11 protein-coding genes and 4 pseudogenes are annotated in these 24,484 nt (G+C 57.0%); 10 read left to right on the top strand and 5 right to left on the bottom strand.

All coding sequences use genetic code 11. The features are described from left to right. Nucleotides 1-57 precede the first annotated feature (57 nt). The 3 genes from P6U28_RS00555 (at nucleotide 58) to ectB (ending at nucleotide 2,915) form a co-directional block, all read left to right on the top strand. Nucleotides 58-792, top strand: coding sequence for a CoA transferase (locus P6U28_RS00555; protein WP_407121376.1), 735 nt, complete (start codon nucleotides 58-60; stop codon nucleotides 790-792). Then, nucleotides 705-1,514 carry a CoA transferase gene (locus P6U28_RS00560; RefSeq protein ID WP_407121378.1) on the top strand — a complete coding sequence of 270 codons (810 nt, stop codon included), beginning with the start codon at nucleotides 705-707 and terminating at the stop codon, nucleotides 1,512-1,514. Before P6U28_RS00555 ends, P6U28_RS00560 begins: the two co-directional genes overlap by 88 nt. 102 nt (nucleotides 1,515-1,616) lie before the next feature. Further along, entirely contained in the window at nucleotides 1,617-2,915 is a 1,299-nt protein-coding gene (ectB, locus tag P6U28_RS00565; protein ID WP_407121380.1) for a diaminobutyrate--2-oxoglutarate transaminase, read from the top strand. A 455-nt stretch (nucleotides 2,916-3,370) separates the two neighbouring features. On the opposite strand, the pseudogene P6U28_RS00570 reads toward ectB, so the two are convergent. From P6U28_RS00570 to P6U28_RS00580, 3 genes and pseudogenes are all read right to left on the bottom strand, one after another. Next, nucleotides 3,371-3,971, bottom strand: a pseudogene (locus P6U28_RS00570) (transposase); the annotation flags it as partial. A gap of 286 nt (nucleotides 3,972-4,257) precedes the next feature. After that, entirely contained in the window at nucleotides 4,258-5,382 is a 1,125-nt protein-coding gene (locus P6U28_RS00575; protein ID WP_407121382.1) for a pyridoxal phosphate-dependent aminotransferase, read from the bottom strand. Between the two features lie 748 nt (nucleotides 5,383-6,130). Continuing rightward, nucleotides 6,131-7,234 (bottom strand): Ldh family oxidoreductase, encoded by a 1,104-nt coding sequence (locus tag P6U28_RS00580; protein WP_407121384.1) that lies wholly within the window; start codon nucleotides 7,232-7,234, stop codon nucleotides 6,131-6,133. Between the two features lie 216 nt (nucleotides 7,235-7,450). On the opposite strand from P6U28_RS00580, the gene P6U28_RS00585 reads away from it, so the two are divergent. After that, entirely contained in the window at nucleotides 7,451-7,825 is a 375-nt protein-coding gene (locus P6U28_RS00585; RefSeq protein WP_407121386.1) for a hypothetical protein, read from the top strand. A 2,871-nt stretch (nucleotides 7,826-10,696) separates the two neighbouring features. Here the strand turns inward: P6U28_RS00585 and P6U28_RS00590 are convergent. Then, a pseudogene (locus tag P6U28_RS00590) lies at nucleotides 10,697-10,901 on the bottom strand (DDE-type integrase/transposase/recombinase); the annotation flags it as partial. Between the two features lie 1,157 nt (nucleotides 10,902-12,058). On the opposite strand from P6U28_RS00590, the gene P6U28_RS00595 reads away from it, so the two are divergent. The 5 genes and pseudogenes from P6U28_RS00595 (at nucleotide 12,059) to P6U28_RS00615 (ending at nucleotide 18,627) form a co-directional block, all read left to right on the top strand. After that, nucleotides 12,059-12,502 carry an SET domain-containing protein-lysine N-methyltransferase gene (locus tag P6U28_RS00595; RefSeq protein WP_407121388.1) on the top strand — a complete coding sequence of 148 codons (444 nt, stop codon included), beginning with the start codon at nucleotides 12,059-12,061 and terminating at the stop codon, nucleotides 12,500-12,502. Nucleotides 12,503-12,627: 125 nt separating this feature from the next. Beyond that, nucleotides 12,628-12,865, top strand: a pseudogene (locus P6U28_RS00600) (IS630 family transposase); the annotation flags it as partial. A 231-nt stretch (nucleotides 12,866-13,096) separates the two neighbouring features. Then, the gene (locus P6U28_RS00605; RefSeq protein WP_407121389.1) at nucleotides 13,097-14,272 is read left to right on the top strand and encodes a M24 family metallopeptidase; all 1,176 of its coding nucleotides are present in this window, start codon (nucleotides 13,097-13,099) and stop codon (nucleotides 14,270-14,272) included. Between the two features lie 2,067 nt (nucleotides 14,273-16,339). Next, a complete protein-coding gene (locus P6U28_RS00610) occupies nucleotides 16,340-16,558 on the top strand; it encodes a hypothetical protein (protein WP_407121390.1) in 219 nt (72 codons plus the stop codon). A gap of 1,337 nt (nucleotides 16,559-17,895) precedes the next feature. Then, nucleotides 17,896-18,627, top strand: coding sequence for a hypothetical protein (locus P6U28_RS00615; RefSeq protein ID WP_407121392.1), 732 nt, complete (start codon nucleotides 17,896-17,898; stop codon nucleotides 18,625-18,627). 1,476 nt (nucleotides 18,628-20,103) lie between these two features. Here the strand turns inward: P6U28_RS00615 and P6U28_RS00620 are convergent. Then, nucleotides 20,104-20,920: pseudogene (locus tag P6U28_RS00620) on the bottom strand (IS3 family transposase); the annotation flags it as partial. An 875-nt stretch (nucleotides 20,921-21,795) separates the two neighbouring features. On the opposite strand from P6U28_RS00620, the gene P6U28_RS00625 reads away from it, so the two are divergent. After that, nucleotides 21,796-24,264, top strand: coding sequence for a CaiB/BaiF CoA transferase family protein (locus P6U28_RS00625; RefSeq protein ID WP_407121394.1), 2,469 nt, complete (start codon nucleotides 21,796-21,798; stop codon nucleotides 24,262-24,264). Nucleotides 24,265-24,484: the final 220 nt, after the last annotated feature.

Raw genomic sequence — 24,484 nt, forward strand, 5'->3', positions numbered from 1 at the left:
CAGATCAGCGTAATCCGGCTTCATTGATGCCAATCGGCAGCCGTTGCATGGATTCGCGTGATTGATTTCTCGATGGGTTGGGCGGGGCCTTTGTGTACCCGCACACTAGCTGATCTAGGCGGGGACGTCCTCAAGATCGAAGCCATCCAGTATCCGGACTGGTTTCGCGGCGCTGATCCGCGGCATGCTTACGTCGAGGGGCAGATGTATGAAAAGCGGGTATGTTTCTGCATGCTGAATCGAAATAAGCGCGGTATCACACTAAACCTAAAGCGATCGCAAGGTCTCGAGCTTGCCAAACGGCTTGTGGCAGGTGCCGATGTAGTCGTCGATAACTATTCGGCCGATGTGCTGCCGAAGCACGGGCTTGGTTATGACGTGCTAAGAAGGCTCAATCCCCGAATCCTCATGATGTCGATGTCAGCCTTTGGAGCGGAGAGCATCCATCGCGATTGCCGGGCCCACGGCTCGACTCTCGAGCAGGGATCGGGTTTCCCGGTTGTTGTCGGAAAGCCCGGTGGGCCGCCCGTAATGAGTCACACCGAGTTTGGGGACTCCGTCGGTGGCTTAAATGGCTGTGCTGTAGTTCTCGTGGCTCTGCAGAATGCGCGCAGCACCGAGCAGGGACAGTTCATTGATCTCGCGCAGATCGAATGCAGATGCCGTTCGCAGCCCCATGGATTACCGTCCAATCGATCAGCGGCATGCCGGCACAAGATATCAATCGACATCCACAGTGTGTCCCGCACGGCTGCTTCCGATGTGCGGGCGAGGACAGCTGGATCGTCGTAGCGGCTGCCGATGCGAACATGTGGCATGGTCTTGCGCTGCTTATTGGCGGACCTGATTGGGCAGAGAATGCTTCGCTGAAATCTCCGGCAGCTTGCAGGTGTATTGAGAATGCCATCGAGACTGAGATCGCAGCTTGGGCGCTCACCCGTGACGCGAATGAGGCCATGTCCGAGTTGCAGGCCCCAAGATCGCAGCCGGCGTTGCGCGGCTGCCAATTGGCTTGCTCAAAGATCGGGCATCTTGAGTCGCGTGCATTTCTGCAGGAAGTCGAACGCGGATTTGTAGGGTTGCATCCACAACCCTCTATGCCGATTCGGGAAGGTGCAAGACCCTATCTCATCCGCACAGCGGCACCGACACTCGGACACCATAACAGAGAGATCCTATCGGGCCTTCTTGGTCTCTCCGATTGCGAAATAGCCCAATTGGTCACCGAGGGCATCACTGGTACGAAGATGCTCTGCGAGGAAGAACCCGCAAAAGCAAGAAGCGTATCATCGGATTGCAAAGTCGACCCGACGGCTCCATCAACCGCTGAGCCCTTGGCAGTAGGGCCGCCTGGGCAGGGGCTCATCGCCGGGCAAGGGGCGGTCGAGCCGTTACCAGAGCGAACGACACAGCACCGCTCCACTGCACGAGTTGATCTCGTATGCCTAAGCTCTCATGTACTGAGGACCACTCGAATTAGTAGGTCCGCTAACCTCCGGTTCCCAGGTAAGTAAGGCGATCCGCTCTGGGAGCGGCATTCGGTTGCTGTCCACGGTTCACGCAATCTGATCCAACGTACTCACTTCTTGAACCATGCATCTGCGAAGGAGACCACCATGTGTGGAGTGATTGGCGATTCACGTAACTTGCACGCTTTCGAAGCCCTAGAATCAAACGTGCGCCTATACTCACGTTCCTTCCCGACCTTTTTCAATCGGGCTCGGGGCTCTATTATGCTAACGGAGGATGGTCGAAGGGTTATTGACTTCCTGTCTGGAGCTGGAGTGCTAAATTACGGCCATAACAATCACCAGATCAAAGCGGCTATTGCGGAGTATCTAGCATCGGATGCTGTCGTCCACGGGCTTGACATGGCCACTCCTGCAAAGCTCGAATTTATGGAGACTTTCAACTCTGCCATACTTAGTGGACGAGGTCTGAGATATCGGTTCCAGTTCACGGGGCCAACCGGGGCAAATGCGGTTGAGGCAGCTTTGAAACTCTCACGGAAAGTCACTGGGCGCCAAAATGTTGTTTCGTTCACACACGGTTATCATGGTCTGAGTTTAGGGGCAGTTGCTGCGACCAGTAATCGCTTTCATCGCACAGCTAGCGGACCTTCTTTGCCTGGCGTAACTTTCATGCCCTACGATGGCTATCTCGGGCCAGGCGTTGATACGGCTGAGTACCTGCGAAAAGTGTTGCTGGACAAGAGCAGTGGCATCGATTCGCCAGCCGCCATTCTGCTCGAATGTGTGCAGGGAGAAGGGGGCATAAACGTAGCTGGCAAGGGATGGTTGCAATCAGTTGAAGCAATAGCAAAAGAGACTGGCGCCCTTTTCATAGTTGACGATATCCAGATGGGCTGTGGTCGTACGGGCGAATTTTTCAGCTTCGAGTTCGCAGGGCTGTTACCAGATATCGTCGTCATGTCAAAATCGCTGAGTGGGTATGGTCTCCCATTATCGATGTTGCTGATTAAAGAGGAAGTCGACGTATGGCAGCCTGGCGAACACACTAGCACCTTTCGGGGGAATAACCTTGCGCTTGTATCTGCAACCGCAGCTTTAAACACTTATTGGCGCACTCGAAGCTTCTCGCAGGATGTTAAACGCCTGGGAAAACTTATGCGGAGCCGACTTGAGGCCATTTCATTCAAGCATGGAAACAGGTTTTCTGTTCGAGGCCGAGGCATGGCGCTAGGGTTTGATTGCCAAACGCCCGAAATCGCAAAGACTACGGCATACAAGTCGTTTGAGAAGGGGTTGATTGTCGAACGATGCGGACCCGCTGATCAGGTGGTAAAATTGTTTCCCGCACTCACGATCGACTCTGAGACACTCAGTCAAGGTATCGAGATATTCGAGGAGTCGTTGGCCGAAACACTGAAATTGATTAGCGCGCCAGTGATCTGATGCCCGCTGTTAAAGGTGCATACTTTGGTCTATTACGTACTTTGTCGAGGAGCAGAGTTCGGCCATCAGTTGAGTCATCCGGAGAGGCGCCACACCTTCAACTTCTAGAGCAGAGTCTAATCAGAGGCGGTGATAACCGGCTACGGCAAAGAAGGTCGGCCATTATTGAGAAGTGAACGCCGGGAGGGTCGCGCCAACAGCCTCGATCGAGGCCTGGATAGTTTTTTGCGGCCGGCGTGTGAAAAGGCGGCCTTGAGCTTGGCGAAGGCCATTTCAATCGGGTTGAGCTCGGCTCGAACGGTGTGGCAGGTAGAGAAGCTTTGCGACCGCCGCCTCGTTCGCTGTGGCAACCTTGGCCCGCTTGTGTGCTGCGAGATCGTCCGTCACGGCGACGTCGCCAAGCTTGAGCATCGCACGAGACGAACCTATGTCATGTTAGCCTCGATTGCCTCCCAGTCCTTGGCGATGCGAACTGCTTCGACCATTTGTTCTAGCGCTATCTGGTGAGAGGGATGATGAACTGCAGCTCCTGGACCCAACCGCAAATAGCGCGTCGTCAGCCCTTCTTGGGGGATAGGTACGGCCGTGCTTGAGCATGAAGGTGCTCACCTGCTGTCCGTGGATCCGCAGCGTCTCAAGTGCTGCCGATCGGGCGCGATCGAGATCGCGCATCGCTTCGTGACGTTTATCGGGAACCCACACAGCCGTTAGCTCTTCGGCGCGCAGCACGCGGGCTAGAGAAACGGCTTCCCGGTGGTTGGTCTTCACACGATCTCCCGGCTTCCTCGGGATTAACGATGGCGCGATTACCGTGATTTGTGGCCGAATGACCGGATCAGGTGATAAAGACCATAGCCAGTTGGACCGGCTTCGTAGCAGAAGTGCACGCGGTCAAACCGGGTGGCGATTCGTTCTAAGACGCGGCGCATGTTGGTGGCCGAAGCATCGACCTCACCGAAGAACCGAACCTCCCTCCCGGCCAGCATCCGCAATCGCGACGGCATTTCTCAGCTTGGCCACATCCATTCCGACAAATGCTTCCCTATAATCTGCCACGGCTCGTCCTCCTGATGAGGATCGGCGCGGTACGCCCGAGCAACTCTCGGACGCGCAGTGTAGGGCGAGCCACCTCACCGGAAGAAGCAGACATACGGTCTTACGTTTTGTGGCACGCTATGCCGGAGAACCTTAGCAACTCCGACTCTGCGAGTAGCGGACTTCGGAGGCCGTATGCGCAAGCTAATGAGGGTACGACAGCCCGGCTCCGTTCTCTTCCATCGCAGTCCGAAGCGCCTGCGCAGAACAGCAGCGAGGTGGCGCTATGCCCGACAGCCTGCGTTCGTCAGACGAAGGTCCGATGCCGGCCGACACGCTCGGCGTAGCGGGACAGGCGCTGGGCTGCTTCCTCGATCTCTACATCGGCGGCGCCAAGATTGATGCGCAAATGACCAGTCGCGCTGTCGCCAAAATCGTCCGCGGGTAGGATAGCGACGCCCTCTTCGAGGACTAGGCCCCTAGCAAAGTCATAGGCCGACAGACCGGTGGCGCGCGCGTCCAGCATGACGAACATACCGCCTTCCGGCCGGTGGCAGGACAGGACGGGAACCGCTTCCATCCAGTCGCAAAGCCGGTCGCGTCGCCGGCGATAGGCGGCTTTCAGCTCGGGGAGGCCGTTCGGAAACTGCTCCAGCGCCACGACACCCGCATCTTGCAGAAAGGTAGGAATACCGTAGGTCGAGCAGAGAGCTACCTGGCCGGCATGTTTCGCCAACTCCTGCGGACTGATCATCCAACCGACCCGCCAACCGGCCATCGCATGGGATTTGGAAAGGCTGCTGATGATGATCGTGCGGTCGGCCATGCCTGGGAGGACAGAGGGTGAGACATGTCGGCCCTCGTAGACAAGCTCGCCGTAAACCTCGTCCGAAACACACCAGAGATCATGACTACGGCACAGAGCCGCTATAGCTAAGAGTTCGTCCCTGGAATAAACCGCGCCGGTCGGATTATTGGGCGTTGCGAGAAAGATCGCGCGGGTCCTCGGACCGATAGCGGCTTCCATGTCGTTGATCAGTGGATGGAAGCGGTTTCTTGCCGGCGAGCGGATGCTGATGATCTCGCCGCCAGCAGCGGCGATGGTCCCAGGATAAGTGGCATACATTGGCTCGGGCACCAACACCTGGTCTCCCGACTCTACAATACAGAGGGCGGCAGTGAGTAAAGCATTCTGCGCGCCGATGGTGACAACGACCTGATCGGCGTCGATCGCCTGGCCAGTGTTGCGGGTATGCCGCCGCGCAATCGCCTCGCGGATCGGACGGCCGCCCGCACTGGGGCTGTAATGGGTCCGCCCGGCTGCAAGCCTGTCATGTACAGCGGCGATAGCCGGTTCGGGACTGGGGAAATCGGTGTTTCCGACCGTCATCAGAATGATACGTTCGCCGCGGGCCTGTTTTTCGACGGCCATGTAATGTATGTCCCAGGCCCTCGATCCCTTACCGGTCATTCTGTGGATTCGGGATGCGTAACGCATGGCGAAATTCCTGTCATAGAGCTTTGCAAAGATGCGATCTGTCAGCCCAGGGAGCGGAAGACGGCGATCTCGGCGATCTCAATTGTTGGCCTGGTCGCGTGGGTCAATGCATGCAAGACCGACAATGCCGAGCTGTTCCGCATATCAACTGCTCCGTTCCACCAATCCACTTACTGACATCAGCTTGGTGAGACGATCAACAAAAGGTGGTCCGTCGCATAGCCGCCGACGAGACTGCGCCCTTCTTGGAAGTTTCGCTGAATTGAAATCGCATTCAACAGAGTGCGGAGCATGCCATAAGATGATGCGTATTGATGCTGAAGGCTTCACGCGACCCGGGCCAGTGTCTTCAGCAGAGTTTCTATGCACAGCTAATCACCGACTCTGGTGCAGGTATGCGTCCTAGATGAAAGGCCACATCTTTCGCGAGTCGACCACAATTCGGTGAGCCCGATAACAGATCCATCACGCATCGCATTTCGTTCGCACGCGTGCGTGATCGCTGCCGCTTCGACTTGGCAACGGCAGCCGGTCGAATAAAGCCGTATGGCAACTTCGCACTTCGAGGATGAGGCGATGTCATGAGAATGTTCCCGCAGCACTGCATCCTCGCGCGGCTGCGGAGCCGCCATGAGCTCGGTGTTGTCGTCAGTTTGCGTCTGCGGAGAGCCGACCATCACGTTCAGGCGAGATCAAGTTCGCCGGCAATCCCGTAGTAACGCGCAAGCGAGCGCAGTTTCTCCCAGGTCGCGTTCTCGACTTTAATGCCGTTTGCCCTGCGCTCCTGCTCGCGCAAATATCCGATCTCGCCGGGGTAGAATACGCCGGACGAGCCTTCCGATGGGGCCGCCGATTTCAGGTGCCGCGCGAAGTCGGCGACCTCTTTTTTGAATTCATCAAGCGGGCGAAAAGCAGCAACATTGAACACAGCGATAAAGCAGCCGAAGTTCTCTCGGCCGCTCGGCTCGACTCCGAAACCAGGATCTGTCAGCAGTCCGCATAACAGCTCCACGATCGCTGCGAGGCCGCTGCCCTTGTAACCCTCGGAGCCGCCGAGCGGCAGTAGCACGCCGCCTTTGCGGTAGTCGCGGGGGTCGGTCGTGGGGCATCCCTGGGCATCGATCAACCAGCCCTTGGGAATTTCCTCACCGCGCGCGATTGCCAGTTGGAGCTTGCCGGCGGCGACCGCCGATGTCGCCATATCGAGCAGAAATGGCGCCTTGAGATCAGATGGTACCGCAATCGAGATCGGGTTGGTGCCAAGCCGCGCCTCGCGCCCGCCAAACGGCGCGACATATTTACGTAAGCGACCGGAATCAGCGGCCGCAAGCCCGATCATGCCGGCGCTTGCCGCCATCAAGGGATAGGCGGCGAGCCGTCCGACATGGCTTTGCCTGAAGACTGTGCAGACTGCGACATTAGCGGTCTTTGCTTTTTCGATCGCGAGCGCCATCGCCTTGGCGTTGACATGAAAGCCAAAGCCCCAATGGCCATCGATAACAGCCGTGGTGGGAGATTCTCGCACGATGGTCCACTCTGCGCCCGGCACGATATCCCCCGCGTTCATGCTGTCGATGTAGCTCGGAATGGCGATGACTCCATGGGAATCATGACCAACCAGGTTGGCATTGACGCAGCCGGTGGCGACTGCCTGCGCCTCGTTCTCTGAAGCGCCGGCAGCTTTCAGCAGCGCCGCACAGATGCGGGTGAGACGATCGGGCTTCACGACCGAAAAGCTCCCCTCTTTGTCCGGCTTGCCCAGCCGTAGGTCCTCGATTGAACTCATGAAGGTTCCTCGATTTAGGCCCATCTCCGGCTAGCTGCCGGCGCGACACGCAGTACAAATTCTCTCGCTGCTCACCTGCCTCGCGCTAGTGAACTAGGCCTCAAAACTCACGCACGCGCACGCGCTACTCCGAGAAGCAGTTTCGCAGGCCCTAGATGCGTCGCAAAGACCACAACCACCATTCGAACAAGATAAAAAACTTTTAAGCGCCAATGGATGTCCCTCGCGCGCAACCCGGCAAACCGCGTGCACCAGCACCAAGGGCCTGATCTGGTAAAGCTCGAGGATACCTTTTGTCGGCGTTTTTCGGTCATTCAACGCGTGCCGCTCGCGAAGCTCCAGGCGCAGCTTGGCTTACCGTCAGAAAAACTGCCTCTGGCGGCTTTTTGTCGAGTTTCCGACAACGGCGTATTTGTTCCTTGTGAAGGTATATCGAAGCTCAGCCACTCGACCCTGCTCAAGCCGCCGAGGTATCAGACCTCGCGCCTCGTGGCGGCGATCTGCAGAGCCGTGAAAAAATCGAGTTCGATCCCACGTGACACCTCCCGATTGTTTTTGGATGATCGCGTGTCTCGAACAGCGCGTATTTAAGCGCTTGTGCACGGTTCACGAACAAGCCGGCCAAAGCGCCCCTCTGTTCGTGAGCCACCCTGTTGCCGCGACGAGTCTTGCCGACAAATACGCTTGGCCTTGCGGCGCTGAACGAAGCAGGTTCGACAAGCTCCATGGTCAGTTCTTTCACGACTTTCACGTATGCTCCTCACCCACAGATCCCAACTCATACTGCAGTTGGTTAAATGCTATCGGCCTGCAGAAAGCGCTCAACTTTTGCGACGATTATCTGCCCTCCGCCGTCGGCCTCGATGGTGAAGTGTACAGAAAAGGGGCGAGAAGTCCGCCTACCAATTCTGGAGGGAGCCTAGGTTACTTTTTGTTCTGAGTTCCTTCATTCATTCTTAGAAATACGGTTGTAATTTGTTGGGGTTCTGATTGCGACTTCTGCCTGCTTTTGCCTGATCGTGAGCCTCTTAATGAACCTACCTTTGCGAGGACCACCAATGCGAAGGTTGCGTTCTTCGATGATCTGGCCGGGTTCGAGGTTACAAGTTGGATAAGTTTGCGGCGGACGCCGCGATCCAGGTGTTTCTGAATATCGCTGCGAAGGAGATGGCGTTAAGCCGGCGAACGCATTCCACCTCAAGATAGCCCCGTGCAGATGAAACCGACTAGTTCGTTGAGTTGTGCGCTATGCTTGCGTGATGAAGCGTGCCAGATGAACAGTCGATGGTGCGTCCTTCTCTCATCATAGGTCGTCGCTCGCAACGAGACAGGACGGCTAATGTTCAGGTTTATAACGATGTGACGCTCATCGAGCGGAAGCAATGATTGGCCGGTTTACTGTCGACCGACAGGCCCTGCAGCGGAAAGCCAGTGGGCTGCCTAATTGAAGGTTGAACTGCGCACGCTCAAGAACATCAGTTAACAAGTGACCGCCTCCGACGGTTCGCCGGATGCAGAAGGGCGGTCAATCCTTCGTGTTTTGCAGTTCACGGGATGGGAAAGTCGAGCTCGATCTCACGCCTCACTTCGATGATGCTCTCTGGATGGCGTCTGTTCTTGAAGAGAGCATATTTCAGAGCTTCAGCGCGGTTGATAAAAGCCAGCCAAACGCGCCCCGTTTTCGCGGACAACCCAGTTAGCGCCCCAATTTCTGCCGACAAGAACAATCGGCGGAGCGAAGTCACTTGAACGGGGATCGAGGACCTGAATCACCATGCCCCTAGCCGAGGTGCAACGGCTCGCGATCGTAAGACGACTGTCGACTTGTCGTGCTACTCACATTGCAGCATTCGGTACCAGCATCAGCGACTTCAAAGTTTGGCTAATGGTCGCCAATAGGCTGTGGCCTTGGCTGGGCGGCTCAACCTGGAAGGAATAGCTGAAACGGAAACGGGGTTCTCCTATCAGTTCTGAAGAGAAGAGAGAATCCGCGAGGATGCGCTGTCGGAGCGCGCCAACGGCGAAAAGTACCGTGTGTGTGCTTGCGGGGGCGCTGTTGATGTGGGGCCGACGATGTCGATGCATAAGGGCTTTAACACGTCCTCGTCACTCCGGCTGTTTGTAGGTCTTCATTGACTTCGGAAGACAGGATGTTTCACCTTCGGCCGCTTAGTTGATAGGGAGGGCAACCTGTCGCGAGATGGAGAGTGGCCGCCGTCAAGCCGTCCTTCGGATCACGACAACTGGTGGTGTGCTAGGTGAGGTGACGGTACGCTCGTTCCTGATCCACTGCCGTCACTCGGGTCCTTCACGGGATGCCGCCGTCCCGCATCCCCGTCCGCGCAGACGGGTGGCAGACGAACGATGATCGTGTCCTCGCTGCGCTCCCTCGCACAGTTTTCAGTGACTTTCCGCAACACCCGCGGCTTGTTACCGCGCTCGATCGGGAGGTAAATGTCGCATCACATGAAGCCTTGCGTGAAGCGAAGTTCTGCCCAATTAAGCCGGTCCACGCGTTCGATCTGCGTGATTGGATTGCCGCAGTCAGCCGCATCATTGTGAGAACTGGGAGTCGTTGAGAGGCGTCTTCGACGCTGCGTTTAGTTTTCGGTGCTCTACGAATCGTCGCTCCCGCTGGCTTTCACGAGACAGTGACCGATGCCGAGCTGACGCCTTATTCGCTTCGTCCGCAGGCCGCTTATACGTCGGCTCTCTTGCCGCGGAGCTTGATAACTGTAAAACTCTTGTTTAGATGACTGTTCTTTAATAGGAGAATTTCACGCTAAATCATCCTCGCAATACGTTACGTATGGAGGCCTGGTGTGGCTCTGTTTTTGTCGGGGCCGCCGGTTCGCAAGGACGTTCGATCGTTGTGAGTCCGTCTTTAGAAGGACACGTCTTGTAAGTCTCGGCGAGAGAGCTGCGAGCTGTTTCGCCGATCTGTTCTTGTCGCCCTTGCCCTGTGCCCTTCGGCAGAAGCGAGCATGCAGGGTCAATCCGCCCAAATGAGTCGTAGCCGTGCCATCAGTCGAGGAACCGATGGTAGACGCGCGGTTTGTGCGGCTCGCAAGGAGCTCGTCCAACGCGGCAGAAGCTCTCCGCCACCATGAACGACAGAGACTGCCATGCACACCGCTCTGAGCTTGCTGTCGATTTGGCTGCTCATGAATGCGTTCCTCTTGCCGTCATGACACCATCGGCAAAATCCGACCGGCGCCGCTCGGCGGAAAGAAGCTTACCCGTCTATTTCGGAGGTAAGCAATCAGGCTGGCCGGCGGTGCAGCGCTGCGTCCCCGTTCACGGTCTCTGACGATCGAAACGATCGGAGCTGGCTGCAGACGATGGGTGGTCCGGCCCCGCGCTCGCCGAGATCAGCTTGGCAACCAATGAGATGGGTCATGCGGAGTGTCGGTCCAGAGCAGGAGCTGGCCGTCGTCAGTGCCGCGGATGCGAGTTCGATCTGGATATGATCCCGCATAGCCCAGCCGACGATCTTTCGGCTCAAGAGATCCATGACGGCCGCCAGATACAGCCACCCCTCCGCGGTCGGGATGTAGGTGATATCGGGGAGCCAGACCCGGTTCGGGGCTGGAGCCGTGAAGTCGCGCGCGATCAGGTTCGGTGCAATCGGCAGGCCGTGACGGCTGTCGGTGGTGCATACCCGGCGGGGCGGCGCCATGATGGCGCGGATCCAGTGCCGACGCATCATCGGGCTCGATCCGACCGAGGCTGGCGCGACGGCCCTGCCGCGCGTCTAGCTTCAGCACAATTGCAGTCTTTGGGATACCGATGCTATGTTCGGCAAGTAAAAACGGTACGATTTCAATTTTGTGAGTCGCGAGTTTCCGGACACTTCACGGGTCTCGTTGCAATTGGTCTCGTGTGCTTCAACCGTCACACCGCTTTCTCCGGCGGCCGATCCCACCGGCGAGGCGGCAGGCAGACCAATATCCACTGCACTCTGTCTGCCGAAAACCATCGTGGTCTCGCCGGAGATGCTCGAGAGCTTAAAGCTGTGGATCTCCCAACGAGGAAACGAGGTCCGCTCGGGGGGGCAGTGGTCGAGCAGAGCAATTCCGTGAGCACATCATGCCAGCGTCTCGATAGTTGTAGGAGTGTTTCAGATTGCAAGGTGATTAGGTCGTAAGCCCGGCCGCCGAACCGCAACTATCCGCGCCGTGGCGGTCGTCCAGAGTAATCGACCTTGCGCTCATGGTCGATTAGCTAGGCTAGAGTGTGCTCACAGCGAGATCAGAGTGAGCGATGCCGCTCATTTGGCCGCGAGCTTCCGGGCGGCTTTAACAGGATTGAAGGCATTAGCTATCGGAAGCCCAAAGCGCGTTTACACCTACGCGAGTTGCGGGTTGATCAACTCGAAACTGCGAAATTAACAGCCAGAACTACAGGTACCCACCCGTATTGGTAGCTGTGTCCTCTCGCGGCTATCGGCAGTGTGGGGACAAGCTATAAATATCAGCATTGGTGGGTGCAGGAAGAGGTTCGATTGACTGCGAATTTGCCGATGGTGCAAGCGCGACAAGAGGAATCGATGCACTGTGACCGACGTTGCAAGTGCAATATTCGCTGTTGCGTTTTCTTCGCTTCGCCGGAAGCCTTTCTTGCGATGCCATTACAATTCCTGGAATGCGGAGCACATTGTAAACGACGGCCGGACGTCTAAAGCCACTCGACCGACGGCCCACCGCAATGACGTGTCTTGGCAACAAGCTGGTGGTCTTGATGCAGCCCAATGGTTCTTTGACCCGCTTACGGTTGATCTGCGGCTGGCCGAAATACCGGGTAGAACGTACGAGGAAACAGTCCATGCTCAGCGCCGAGAAGGCACACACGATGATCGACAAGGTCTTTGATCGCAGCAACGCCCTGTATGTCAAAAATGTGCCACGAAAAGGCCGCGGCGTATTTGCAAATATTCCGTTCAAAGTTGGAGATCTAATCGAGCGCGCTCCGACCTGGGGATTTGATGATGCCGCAGCCAAGCTGCTGGATCGTACGGGGGTCTTCGAGTACTACTTCGTGCGGCCCGATCAACATCTCATTTTCCCTCTGACAGGCTACGTTGTTTTCGGTGTGATCTCGATGGTGAACCACTCGTTCAACCCGAATGCACAGGTAGTGTGGACCGATGAAGAGTCCGGCGCTTGGGCGAGTATTGTGGCAATAAAAGACATAAGGGTAGATGAGGAAATAACACATCGCTATATGAACATATCGGCTTATCCTTCTAGCATCAAATTCATTGACTGAAGTGCAAAGGTCGTTGCTTGATCGATCTAAGAGCGCGTATGAGGATCAGAGAGCAAGTCATTTGGACGCGAGTGTGTCGCGGGACATCGCCGCAGATCGGGTCATGGGCAGATCAGTCTTGATTCCGGCGCCTGCTCTTCATCGACGAAATCTCGATCAAGACCAAGATGACTTCGCTGCGCGGCTGGGGACGGAAGGGCGACCGAGCAGAGGGCTTTGCACCGCATGGCCACTGGTGAGTTTTGACGTTTCTCCGCGCTCTGCGATGGGATGGTCTCACCAGCCGTTGTGTTTTCGATGGATTGATCAACGGCGAATGCCTTCAGCGCTTATGCCGAACATCAGCTCATGCTGGCTCTCAAGCGAGCCGTTACCCCATCAGGAACAATCTGGGCAACAAACACTTTATGCGCATCGCACATAAGCGCACCCGATGCCGCCGTCTGCCGAGCCGCCCCCTCATATTTGCTAGGATGCTAGGGTTGTCAGGCGTCTCGCTTTCGGGAAGCAGATCGGCGATAACTTTTCGCCTCCCCTTTCTCTCGCTTGGCTCGACATACAGAGGCCGAGTTGAAACTCGATGGAGTCAAAACAATGACGATCAGCAAAGGGCCGCAGGCATTCCCACGAACAGAGTACCTGCGCAGGCTTGCCGCGGTCAAATCGCAAATGGAACAGCGGGATCTCGAAGCGCTCGTCGTAACTGACAGCTCCAACATTACTTACCTTACGGGCTACACGGCAAAGTCACCAAATGATCCGAAAGGACTAGTAGTTTCGATCCATGAAGAGGAACCGACGTTTATCTTGCGTAAGATGGATATGCCGGCAGCACTGCATCAGACATTTATCGAGCGCGGCAAAGTAGTCGGCTATCCGGAAGCGCTCATCGGAAATGCAGAAATGGATGGCTACGACGCATTGATCGATTTCCTCTTCGAGATAGGCAACGCAAACGGGGGCGTGGGTCTCGAACTTGGGGCCATGTCGGTGCATTCGGCGGAGAAGTTCAAGGCGCGACTGCCGCATGCGAATATCGTGGATTGCACCGGCACAGTAACTAGGATCCGAATGGTTAAGTCCGATATCGAGATAGTGGTCATGAAAGAGGCCGCCGCTATCACTGATGCCGGAATTGCGTGTGCGGCGGATGTGATGCGCCCCGGGCTGCGGGAAGCCGATGCAATGGCCGAGATCTTGGCGACGCTGGTGCGCGGCGCCAATGGCAAGCCAGGAACGATGATTGAAATCCCGTATTTATGCTCTTCCCCGCGTACCGGAACAAGTCACATCACGTGGAGTGAGGACGTTTTCCGCCGAGGTTCACAGATAAACCTTGAAATCTCCGGTGTGCGCCATGGCTATACTGCCCCGATCAGCCGCACCTTCTCAATTGGCCGGCCCTCTGACCGTCTACATCGCGTGCATGAGGCTGGAGTCGCTGGCTTGGAAGCCGCGCTGGTTACTGTCCGCGCGGGATGTACCTGCAGCGACATCGCCAAAGCAATCCATCGCACGATTGAAAAGTTGGGCCTCAAGAAGGAATCGCGCTGTGGCTACCCTGTTGGTATCGATTGGATGGAGCGGACCGCCAGCATTACGGAAGAGGACATGACAGTGTTGACGGCGAACATGACCTTCCATCTGCATTTGGGTAACTGGATGATTGATGAGGACTTCGGGTATGTCATCAGCGAGACTTTTCGTGTGACCGAGTCCGGCGCCGAGGTATTGACGAGTGCGCCACGAAAGCTTTTCGAGCTTGGCTAAAGACAGGTTCTAAGGAGTAGTCGCCGCGTGTCCTGCCCGAGCGCGGCGCTTAGTGGCTGGCTGCTACCAGAGAGTCTCCCTCCTGGCTCGATCCGAGCGGCTAGGAGAGCACTTCCTGTTGCTTGGGTTTGTGGTCCCCCGATAACATGCCGCCGCCGATCGGAACGGACGATACAAGTCTGTTCCCGAGGAGCCCAGGCCAGCTAGATTTACCCCCCCCTTGCTCACGTCGATAGTGCCGCCGACGTCGAGCGGATCGCGGAGTTCGGGCGGCCGGTACGAACAGCTCTCTTGTTCCGCCGCGGGGGCAAAGCCGATGGAAAAGAAGTCGGACGCCGACTTGCATCTGGGCAAGGACCATTCCGGCGTCGTTCGATATCAGCTAAGCTGCCGTCACCGGTGACTTCAACTGTGTCACTCGACGCTTGGTTCCCCCGGCGGGCAGCGCGTCGTTGTTGATGCGAGCGTCGAAGTTGAGACACTTCGCCGGATTATCGAGGCTCTGGATCCGCGATGATTCCGTTCCTACGGGAGTTCGGGGGTAGGTTGGCACGGACCACACCGACATGCGTAGATGTTTCGCCTCATTGTCGCTGCAGGTGCAAGAGGTGCGGCGATCCCCTGAGTGGCCATTTGTTCTGCTTCCGCGGACGCAGAGGCGATCTATTGAAAGTGATCTGGCATGGAGTTCTGCAGAGCATAGAGGAGGTGAATACACCGAATTTGATGTGTTCATCTTAATTAGAGAGGAGATTGGTCCTCCTGCATCGGCGTTCCAGCCGCAGATGCAAAACCACGACACTGTGGCTTCGCTAAAAAGGCGCGGTCGTCAGCAAGTGTTGCAAAAGTCCCGGGTTTACGGGGCAGGTGACTATCCGGAAGGCGAGCGAAAGCGAATCTTCCGATGTCACGTCAAAATTATTTGGACGTGCCAAAATCAGGGCGCGCGTGCCATCCCTGATCAATCCGTCAGGCGCCTGGACTACTGCGCGGATTGCGACCGTTTAGAGGACGCGATCTGGATACAGGCTCCGGCTCTTGTAGGAGGGCAAGACGGATTTCAAGTGGTCCTGGCAACACTCTCGAGTTGAGATTGCGATGCGCATTCGAAAGCGGCGATCGGCACGGTCTGTGCGAGCACCATTACCATCGCCAGGACGACCGCCTGTAGCTGGACGGAATGAACAGGGAAGTTTCTGGCGAGTATCGCTGCCGGGCGAAGTAGCGAAGAAGCCGCGCTGGAAGCAGGGGTGTCACAGCCTTTAGGAACCAGATTGTTTCGAAAGGCGGGCGGCATGCCACCAGCGATGTTCAAATCCTCAGCAAGAGCGCTCCCGCGCGATACTCATCATTGGTGGAGCGCGAAGAAATTGAACGTCTCAAGGTGCAGAGCATTCCATCCGGGGAGATACGGATCTGAGCTGAGGGCTGGGACACTAGCGTCCCTACCGACCGCAACAGACTTATACTGGAGTGACTATTGCGCGATCGGCCGCTGACAGGCGTACACATGCAGATGCCGGAGGAGCAGCAAGACGACGCCCGACTGGAAAGCACCCACGCATCCTGGCTGCGCTTCGTATTTGAGCCAGTAACCGCAGCAGATCGATGCTGAAAGCCAGGCTGTTCCTCGGCCATCTGTTTGGCTAAGCTCCGGAGCTCACCACAGCGGCCGATCTGGCGAAGCGGTTTGTGTCCATCCTCAGTGGCACGATATTGCCGAGCTCGCTGAATGGATCGCACAACAGGCAATAGCGAGATCAAGAACCTTGCCAACAGCATCGGGCGCGACATCGATGCGGTTCGCGCGTCAACAACTAACTCCTGGATAACCCAGTGTGCTCGAAAGACAGATCAGCAGGATCAAAGCGGCAAAGTGCCAAACGTATGGCCGCGCAAAGCGACCCACTAGTGCGCCGACGCGTCCTCCTGCCTGCTTGAGAACGACCGGGCAATCATCCATCCCCGATCGCTCATGCTGCACCAAATATGCGGAGGAACCGCCGATCGCCGCATCCTAACGACCGGGGCGCCAATCGGCGCCCACACGTCGCAGCTCAGGACAAAATGACCATCGAACGAAGACTACGGACGATTCTGCCATTCTTCACCGGATTGATAGCTAGGAGGCTTTCTCTTGAATTGGCACTCTATTCCTCTTCTGTTTTGGCGCTCGCCGATGCTGTCGCGGGCGTCGCAACTCAAGCAGTCTATTTTGCAAGCGAGAGATTGGCGCTGTATTTTAGCTATCCTCAGGCCGCACATCGAGGCTCGATGTCAGCATAAGTTCTAGGACGATATGGCGATCTAATGCTCCTGACATGCAGCAACGCTCAGCCGCTCGATCCTCTTAGGGCCGCCTATCGGGCCAAGCGCGCCCGTATTCGGCGAGTTGCGGGTTGGTGAGAATATCGAGTTCGATGTCAGGCGATAACTCGAGGATGGCTTCTGAATGATGAGCGTTCTGGAACAGTGTAACAATGTCTGGCGCTCTCTCATTTGCTAGCCTCGAATGGTCATTTCCCGGGCAGCCGTCATCAAGATTGTGCGTTCCAGTCGCGAACCAAGCTTCGACTTCGCTCGCGAACAATACAGCGATAGCGGAAGGGAGCCCTCCTACCAGTTTTGAAAGGGTGACGTGGTTGGGCGGAGCCGATCGGCCCAACCGCTGGATGATCACAATGGCACAGAGCAAGCCTACTACAGCGGGATGCGATTAGGTTGAATCGTAGCGCCCGCCTCCTGTCTGAGAGGATCGGTTTTTCAGAGCTTCAGACAGGAAGTGTTTCGGTGGCGCAGGTGAGTCCCTCCGCCGACGCGTGATCGAGGACGTGACGTCCGCAATTGGGCTCCGGCGAGGCAGCATCATGTTTCCGCGCGGGAAGTTCATCAGGGATACCGATTTGCTCCGCCGTCAATTGGCAAGCTGCGGGTCGGGCAAGCGCGCGTGCGCAAACAATTCCTAAACTGCTTGAAGCTCTGCCAAAAAATCAAAGAGCCGCGTTCGCTCGCAGGACCGGTGCGATCACCTCGCCCCTAACGTGTTGTGGGTCCCCGAGCCGCGTGAGATCACCGCAAAATCTGCTATTGACCGGGTGCGCCGTGTTCTGAAAACGTTTGGCTATTCCACCACCCTTAGATACAGGGCCCGGTGTTTGCATTTTATTCTCCGTCGCATCGGCAAGCATGCCCCGTCAGACCCCTTCGCTGGAAGGATAGCTGGCTTTGCGCTCGCAGTCGGTAAGAGCCGAACATGCTCTGCAATCGTTTCAGCAACTTCATACTTTGATATGGTACCAAAGGTCCTCGAAACAGTCCAATGGTCTGTACATGTGATTACTGAGGATTGATTAGAAGCTCGGCAGGTGTCATCCCTCGCGTCTGCCGACGACAGCATTTGAGCGCAGATGAGCGGATGCTACTCGATTACGATTGCGAGGTTGGGCTCGGCCCGGCAGAAGCGGCCGTTCAATGCACTGAGATGAATGACAATCCGTGCTCATGTTCAACAGGAGTCTCCTTACCAAAATAGGTAGGGATTCGTTCCGTTGCTGATGCAGTAGTCTCAGTCAGACGCCCTACAGTTGGCGACGCGGACTATCACGATGGCGAGGGATGCAGGAATGCAAAGCGTAGCTGCTACATTACGCGCTTCACGTCTCATTCAAGTACATGATGACCACGCCGCTCGGAAAGGCATGAGATTTTTGATAGGATTCGATTTCAACGAGTATATATCAATCGCACGGGCGACTCCAACTAAGGGGCCGACAAATCCGAATTTTCGTCCAGATCGCTCGCAAATTGATGCAGGCGAAGGGTATTGGATCGTGGGTTTTGACAAGAATAACGATGTCGCAGGGCTTGAAGCTGCTCGACTATACCGGCTTCCCCATAGCAACTTTGCGGAATGTCTTGAATCCTTGAAGGCCTTTTACGCCGACCCGAACGGGCAAGCGCATCCTCAAGACTGCTGTATTTGCACAGCACCAAGCGCGAAGAAGATCACCGGGAAAGTAGCCTACCACGGGGACCTTTGGGTCCGCGGAGACCTTAGAGGACAAGGGATACGCAGGATCATAACGCAAATCACGCACGGCTTTTCTTTTGCCCTGTGGGAGCCTGACTTCTTATGTGCGCTTGTAGCGCGCTGGACCTTGGATAAAGGGGTCGACGATATGCTGCATCATGAGGCTGGCGGCGCGAAATTGACGCTGGTGGAAGACGATATTGTGGAAGACAACTGGCTTTCCTGGACAACCGGTGTGGAGTTGAGGAGCCGGCTTGATCACGAGGATGGAATCGACGTGCGCCTAAGCCCGTCATTGTTGCCGGCAGAATCAGGTGGTGCTTAGCGGGCGTGCAGCCGCGCAAATGCTCTAAAGTGACGCCACGGACGGCGCCCCCTTGCCGCGGCCGCTCGTTAACTCCCCGCCGCAAATAATCGTACCGCTGCTATCTTACCGACGGTAAGACGCAGCAATTGCAGCGATAGTGTTGTCGCAAGGGCAAAGCATGGAAGCGAAGCTGTGCTTCATTGGGCTGGCCCTGATAGAAAACTGCAACGAACCTGCTGGTCGACGCCTGTCTGACGCAGGTCGGGCGTGCCGAGCGGGGCGCGTTGCACATGATCGAGCATCCTGCTTTCGGCCGATAGCGATCACGCTGGGTCTCGAAAAAGCCAACGACGTGGAAGACTTGATCGACGAGGTGCACTCGATGAATGCGGCGTCGCATGTTTCATAGAACACCAGCAGTCGCAGCTCTACGAGCGAACTACCGGTCGCGGCGACTATGCTGTCAGCCAGCTCACCCGCAAGCGGATCGAGGAGGCATTCGGCTGGATCAGACGGTCGCGGCGCAGGAGAAGACCCGCCGCTGGCGGTGATCGTATCTAATGGGCCCTTTCGCTTCGCTGCCGCCGCCTCCGATCTGGTGCGGTTGCTCAAGACCGGCCAATTGCCAAGGTGCCCGCTTCGCCAAGCCTTTGCTGAGCGCTGGCGCATTGTCGAGATAGCGGTCTTGGCAAAGAGGCGCATCTCACCTTCCAGGACAAGTCCGATGGAGAAATCGCCTTCGGCTCTCAAGGGTTTCATGGACGTGCGCATCGGCGTGCGCGGAGTTCGCATGGGAAGGGCACGACGAGAACGATCCGTTCCGCGGTCGCGGATTGGCGACGAGACAGCCTTCAGTTGCGAACGCGGCGGGGTTCTTCAACAGCCTGAAAGGTGAAGTCGGAAGGCTGGGCTCATGTGACCTACCACTGAGTATTAATTCAGCCGCAGTTAGAGCCTTCGGAATGTTTTGCGCCAAGTGGCGCGCTTGGAAGTCGCGTCAATTGCGTTTCGAAGCACGTATTTCACGTCCATGCAGGTGATAGCAAAGGCCAAGTGAGCAAGCTCCGACGCCTCCGGTGAGGCGAGATTATGCCGTTCTTCTCCTCGCTCGAGCCGTGCCTGGTCGGCATCGAGGCTTGCGCCACGGCTCACCACTAGTCCCGCGAGATCGGCGGTTTGGACACGAGGTTAGATTGATTCCGCCAGCCTATGTAAAACCTTACATGCGGCGAGAAGGGAAGAATGACGCCGCTGACGCGGCCGCGATCTGCCGAGGCGGTCACCCGACCAATATGCGTTCGTTTCAAGAGCGTCCAAAACCAGGCTTGTTGATGCTTCATCTCGCAAGAGGCTGTTGGTCCGCCAGAAAAACGTGCCGGCTTGTGCTATGATGAGGCCTCGATCCGCGATCTCCATCAAGGCCAGGCGTCGGTCGCACTCACAGGCCGTATACATGAACGCTTCCGACCGTTATCTAAAGCGCTGCAAAATCCCTCGGATCCGACCAACCGCGAAGCTCTCGATGAAGCCGCTCTGCATAGGCGTGCCGGGCGCGATGAAGTGCCAGTCGAGGCAGCATCCTTACACCAAGTGAGCATGGCGCCGCAGGTGAGCTCGGTTCCATGGTCGGATACGATCATTCCCGGTGTGCCACGCCGAGCGATGACTGCCGTCACTTTCGCGGGCCACACGTCGTCGACAATGTTGAGGATGGGCAAGCCTCACCGTTGGCGAACGATCATGGCCGAAGTCCAGCGACCAAGGCGCGTTGGGCTTCGCCTCGACCAGGACCGGGGCTCGAGCTCCCATAGCCTTGCGGCGCGATAAAGCCGGTAGATCCAGGTGATCCCCGATGGCTCTGCCTCCTGCCGCAGCAGGACGAACGGACGGAAGTAGTCGAAATCCGCCGCTCATTGGCGAGATCGCGCAATCGGCCACGCAGAAATGAGTCCGGCGGCAGACGGCTGGAGCAATAGCGGATCATTTTCGTGTCCGCACTCCACGACCAAGCTGCCCGGCAATTCCGACAGGCTCATGATGGCCTACAGGTGCGTGACGCAGTGCGTTTTGGCGGCGGGAGTACCATTATTTTGATAGGAGCTCACGAAGTGCGGCCGCATGGAGCATCTGCTCGGCCATAATCAACTTCCGTTCTCCTCCTCGCTCAGACGCTTTGCTGCGGAAACGAGCCACGGAATTGTGCCTTCTAATAGTAGATCGTCGCTTCGGGAACATTGTGCTTGCGAGCTAGGTCAGCCGTCTTCACCCCAGCGCCATGCTCCTTCAATATCGCGATAACCTGCTCTTCCACATGTTATCGGCCGACCATTTTTTGAAGTTAGCCTAGAAATCTCTGCCATATCGCTCGAACCGGCGATGTCGACGGCTCGGTGCCATGTTCCTTGCTTGAGGCAGACGAGAGCCAAGCCCGGAGATCCTTACCAGAGCTAATATCGGTCTTGAGGCATGCGGCCATATTCACTTGTCTTTCTATGATGCGGCACGGTGATCGAGACTATCTGGGGGCGAGTTGTGTGTGTTGACGCTCCATCATCTGTAAAAGTGTGCGAGACGCGACTGAATTCTCTGGACTTTCCTGCTGTTCGGACACTGCCGCGATGGCACTCGTTAGATCATCTGCCCCACTTCATTTGGTAGCTACGCGCGAGCCACGGAGTGGTCTAGTTCGTTAAAGAAAGGCCAGGCCGACTTGTTCGTAGGAGTTTAGGATCTCCAATTGGACGAGTCGCTCCAGATGCCGAATATAGGTGACTTGGTGAGAGTGATTTGTTCACGAGAATGGAAAACTGAAACGCGCCAGCTGACCGAGAGTCTTTACACGTCCTCCAGGCAGGCTCCTTCGGAGCATCGCTAGGCTCGGTTAGCGCGTGTGCTCGAAATACTCGCGTAGGCGTGCCTCTCGAAAGTTCTCGCAGCTCTTTCCGAACCGTTCCAAAGGGTAACGGCGATAGAGAGCCTGGCGGAGCTTTACGCCAACACCGAAGCACTGTCGCCGGACTCGACGTTCAGGAATTAGCAACGCCGTCGATGCCGCCGAATCTGCGCCGTAGATGGCGGTCGTCTGACAAGAGCCGCCCAATTGCCTCACCTGGGAGGCCTCAGGCTCGCATAGATCAGAAAGTGACTTTCCGGCGCGCATACGAAAGACGGAATATGGAGACATCGATGGAAGTTTTATCGCATATGCGGGTCATCGAGATCGGTAGTTCCGCCGCAGCCAGCTATTGCGCCCGGCTATTTGCTGATTTCGGAGCCGATGTTCAGAAAGTCGAACCGCCAGTGGGCGATGGTCTCCGACGGAGCGCACCACTTACACCTGGCGGGCAGAGCGCGTGGTTCGCATTTTTGAATTTCAATAAGTCGAGCATCATCATCGATGCTAACGACCCAGATGCGATCACTCGGCTGACGAAGCTGATCGAGGATTGCGACGTCCTCGTGGACGGCCGTGATGTTGATGCTGCGGAGTGCCCATCGATTGATGTCGCAGCGATCCGCAAGAGGCGCCCCGAGTTGATCCACCTCGGCGTAAGCTGGTTCGGTCAAGAAGGCCCCTATGCCGGCTTCGCGGCAACGGATTCGGCGGTCCGCGCGCTCGCTGGTCTTGTCAAGCTAGTTGGACCTCTCGAGGGGCCGCCATTGCAGGCACCGGATTTTCAGACGGGTATCGTAGCCGGCCTTTGGGGGTTCATCGCTGCTGCGTCGTCGACGCTTGCCAAACAGCGCGGTGGAGCAGGGCGCTCATGGTCGCTCAATACCTTCGAATCGAGTCTTGTGCTGACCGAATATCTCATGTGTGAGGCGTTCGTGCGAGGCGACGTTATGCAGCGGCTCGGCATCAATCGGTTCTGGCCGAGCTTTCCGGTCGGCATTTATGACACCAAACAAGGGTGGCTCGGCGTCACACTGCAAACCCCAGCTCAGTGGCTCGCGTTTTGCGATATGCTTGGTTTGTCCGAGTTGTCGAATGACCCGGCGCTCCTCTCCGGAGAAGATCGTCTGCAACACATGGATCAGATCGACCTGCAGTTTGCGCCGCAGCTGAAAACGCGGACAGCGCAAGAATGGTTTGCGGAGGGGCTGAAACGAAAAATCCCCATCGTGCCGCTGCCTGAGATAGCTGATCTGCTCGAGGATTCTGAGAAGAAGGCACGCGGCGCGATCGTACCTATCTTTATGAGCAATGAACAGGGCTTGACCGCCGGTTCGATGCAGCGGCTGACACTAACACCGCCGCGCCGGGGCGGAAGAGTTCCCGCTCCTGGCGAGCAGCAGGTTCGGTCGAATACGCGAAGGCACCTATCCAATTCTGGGGCACAGTCGTCTGGCTCCATCGATGCCGATCGGCAGCCATTGCATGGGATGCGCGTGATTGACTTCTCTATGGGCTGGGCTGGGCCATTGTGTACGCGCACATTGGCTGATCTGGGCGCGGACGTCATCAAGATCGAGGCCATCCAGTATCCGGACTGGTTCCGCGGCGTTGACCGTAGACCTGATTACGTTGACGCTGAGATGTACGAAAGGAGAGCACGTTTTAGCATCCTGAACCGCAACAAACGCGGTATCACACTCGACCTGAAACGACCGAAAGGCCACGCCCTTGCAAAGCGGCTTATCGCCGGAGCTGATGTCGTCGTTGACAATTATTCAGTTGATGTGCTGTCGAAGCTCGGTCTTGGATATGACGAGCTGAGAACACTCAACCCGCGGCTCGTTATGATGTCGATGTCAGCCTTTGGTGCGAACAGCGTTCATCGCGATTGCCGGGCCTACGGTTCGACTCTCGAGCAGGGATCGGGGTTGCCGGGCGTGATCGGGAGCCCCGATGGGCCACCGCTGATGAGCCACACCGCGTTTGGCGACCCCATCGGCGGGTTAAACGGCTGTGCTGCGGTTCTGGTGGCTCTGCTTCACGTGCACAGCACGGGACAGGGGCAGTTTATCGATCTCGCGCAGATCGAATGCATGATGCCGTTCGTGGCACCATGGATGACCGTCCAGTCGATCGGCGGCACGCCGCCGATAAGATACGGTAATCGACATCCGCAGTTTGTGCCGCACGGTTGCTTCCGATGTGCGGGTGAGGACAGCTGGATCGTGGTGGCGGCGACCGACTCGGAGATGTGGCACAGGCTTGCGCTGCTCATTGGCCGGCCTGACTGGGCGAAGGATGATTCGCTCAAATCTACTGAAGCTCGCCGAGGGATTGAGAGCGCCATCGAGATGGAGATCGCAGGTTGGACGCTTAGCCGCGATGCGGATACCGCTATGTCGGAGTTGCAGAGCGCGAAGGTTGCTGCGGGCGTTGCTCGGCTTCCAATTGACCTGCTCAAAGATCCGCATCTTCGGTCACGTGCATACCTCCAGGAGGTCGAACGAGCTTTCATAGGTCTGCATCCGCAGCCCTCGATGCCAATTCGCGAAGGGGGCGGGCCCCATTCTATCCGCACAGCAGCCCCGACACTCGGGCAGCATAACAGAGAGATCCTCTCGGAGCTTCTTGGTCTCTCCGAGAGCGAGATAGCAGAGCTGGCGAGGGAGGGCATCATCGGCACGAAGATGCTGTCCGAACGAGAACTTGCGGAGTCAAACAGCGTGTCCTCGGACTGTAAGATCGAGCCTACCCTCTAGCTTAGCGACATTCGGCCTTGGCAGATGAGCCGCCTGCTGGCCGGGATTTATCGCCGCGCAAAGTCCGACCGAGTGGGCGACGCACCACCACCCGCGGCATGCCGAGTCTCAAGCGCCTAACTCTGATGCATGGAGGACTACCAGCAAGAGTAGGTTCATTGCTGTCGATCCGCAGGTAAGTGAAACACGTCATTCTCGAAAGAACGCTGTCGCTACTTCC

Origin of the sequence: Bradyrhizobium sp. STM 3561 (genome assembly GCF_045571455.1) — a bacterium.
Taxonomy (GTDB): Bacteria; Pseudomonadota; Alphaproteobacteria; order Rhizobiales; family Xanthobacteraceae; genus Bradyrhizobium; species Bradyrhizobium vignae.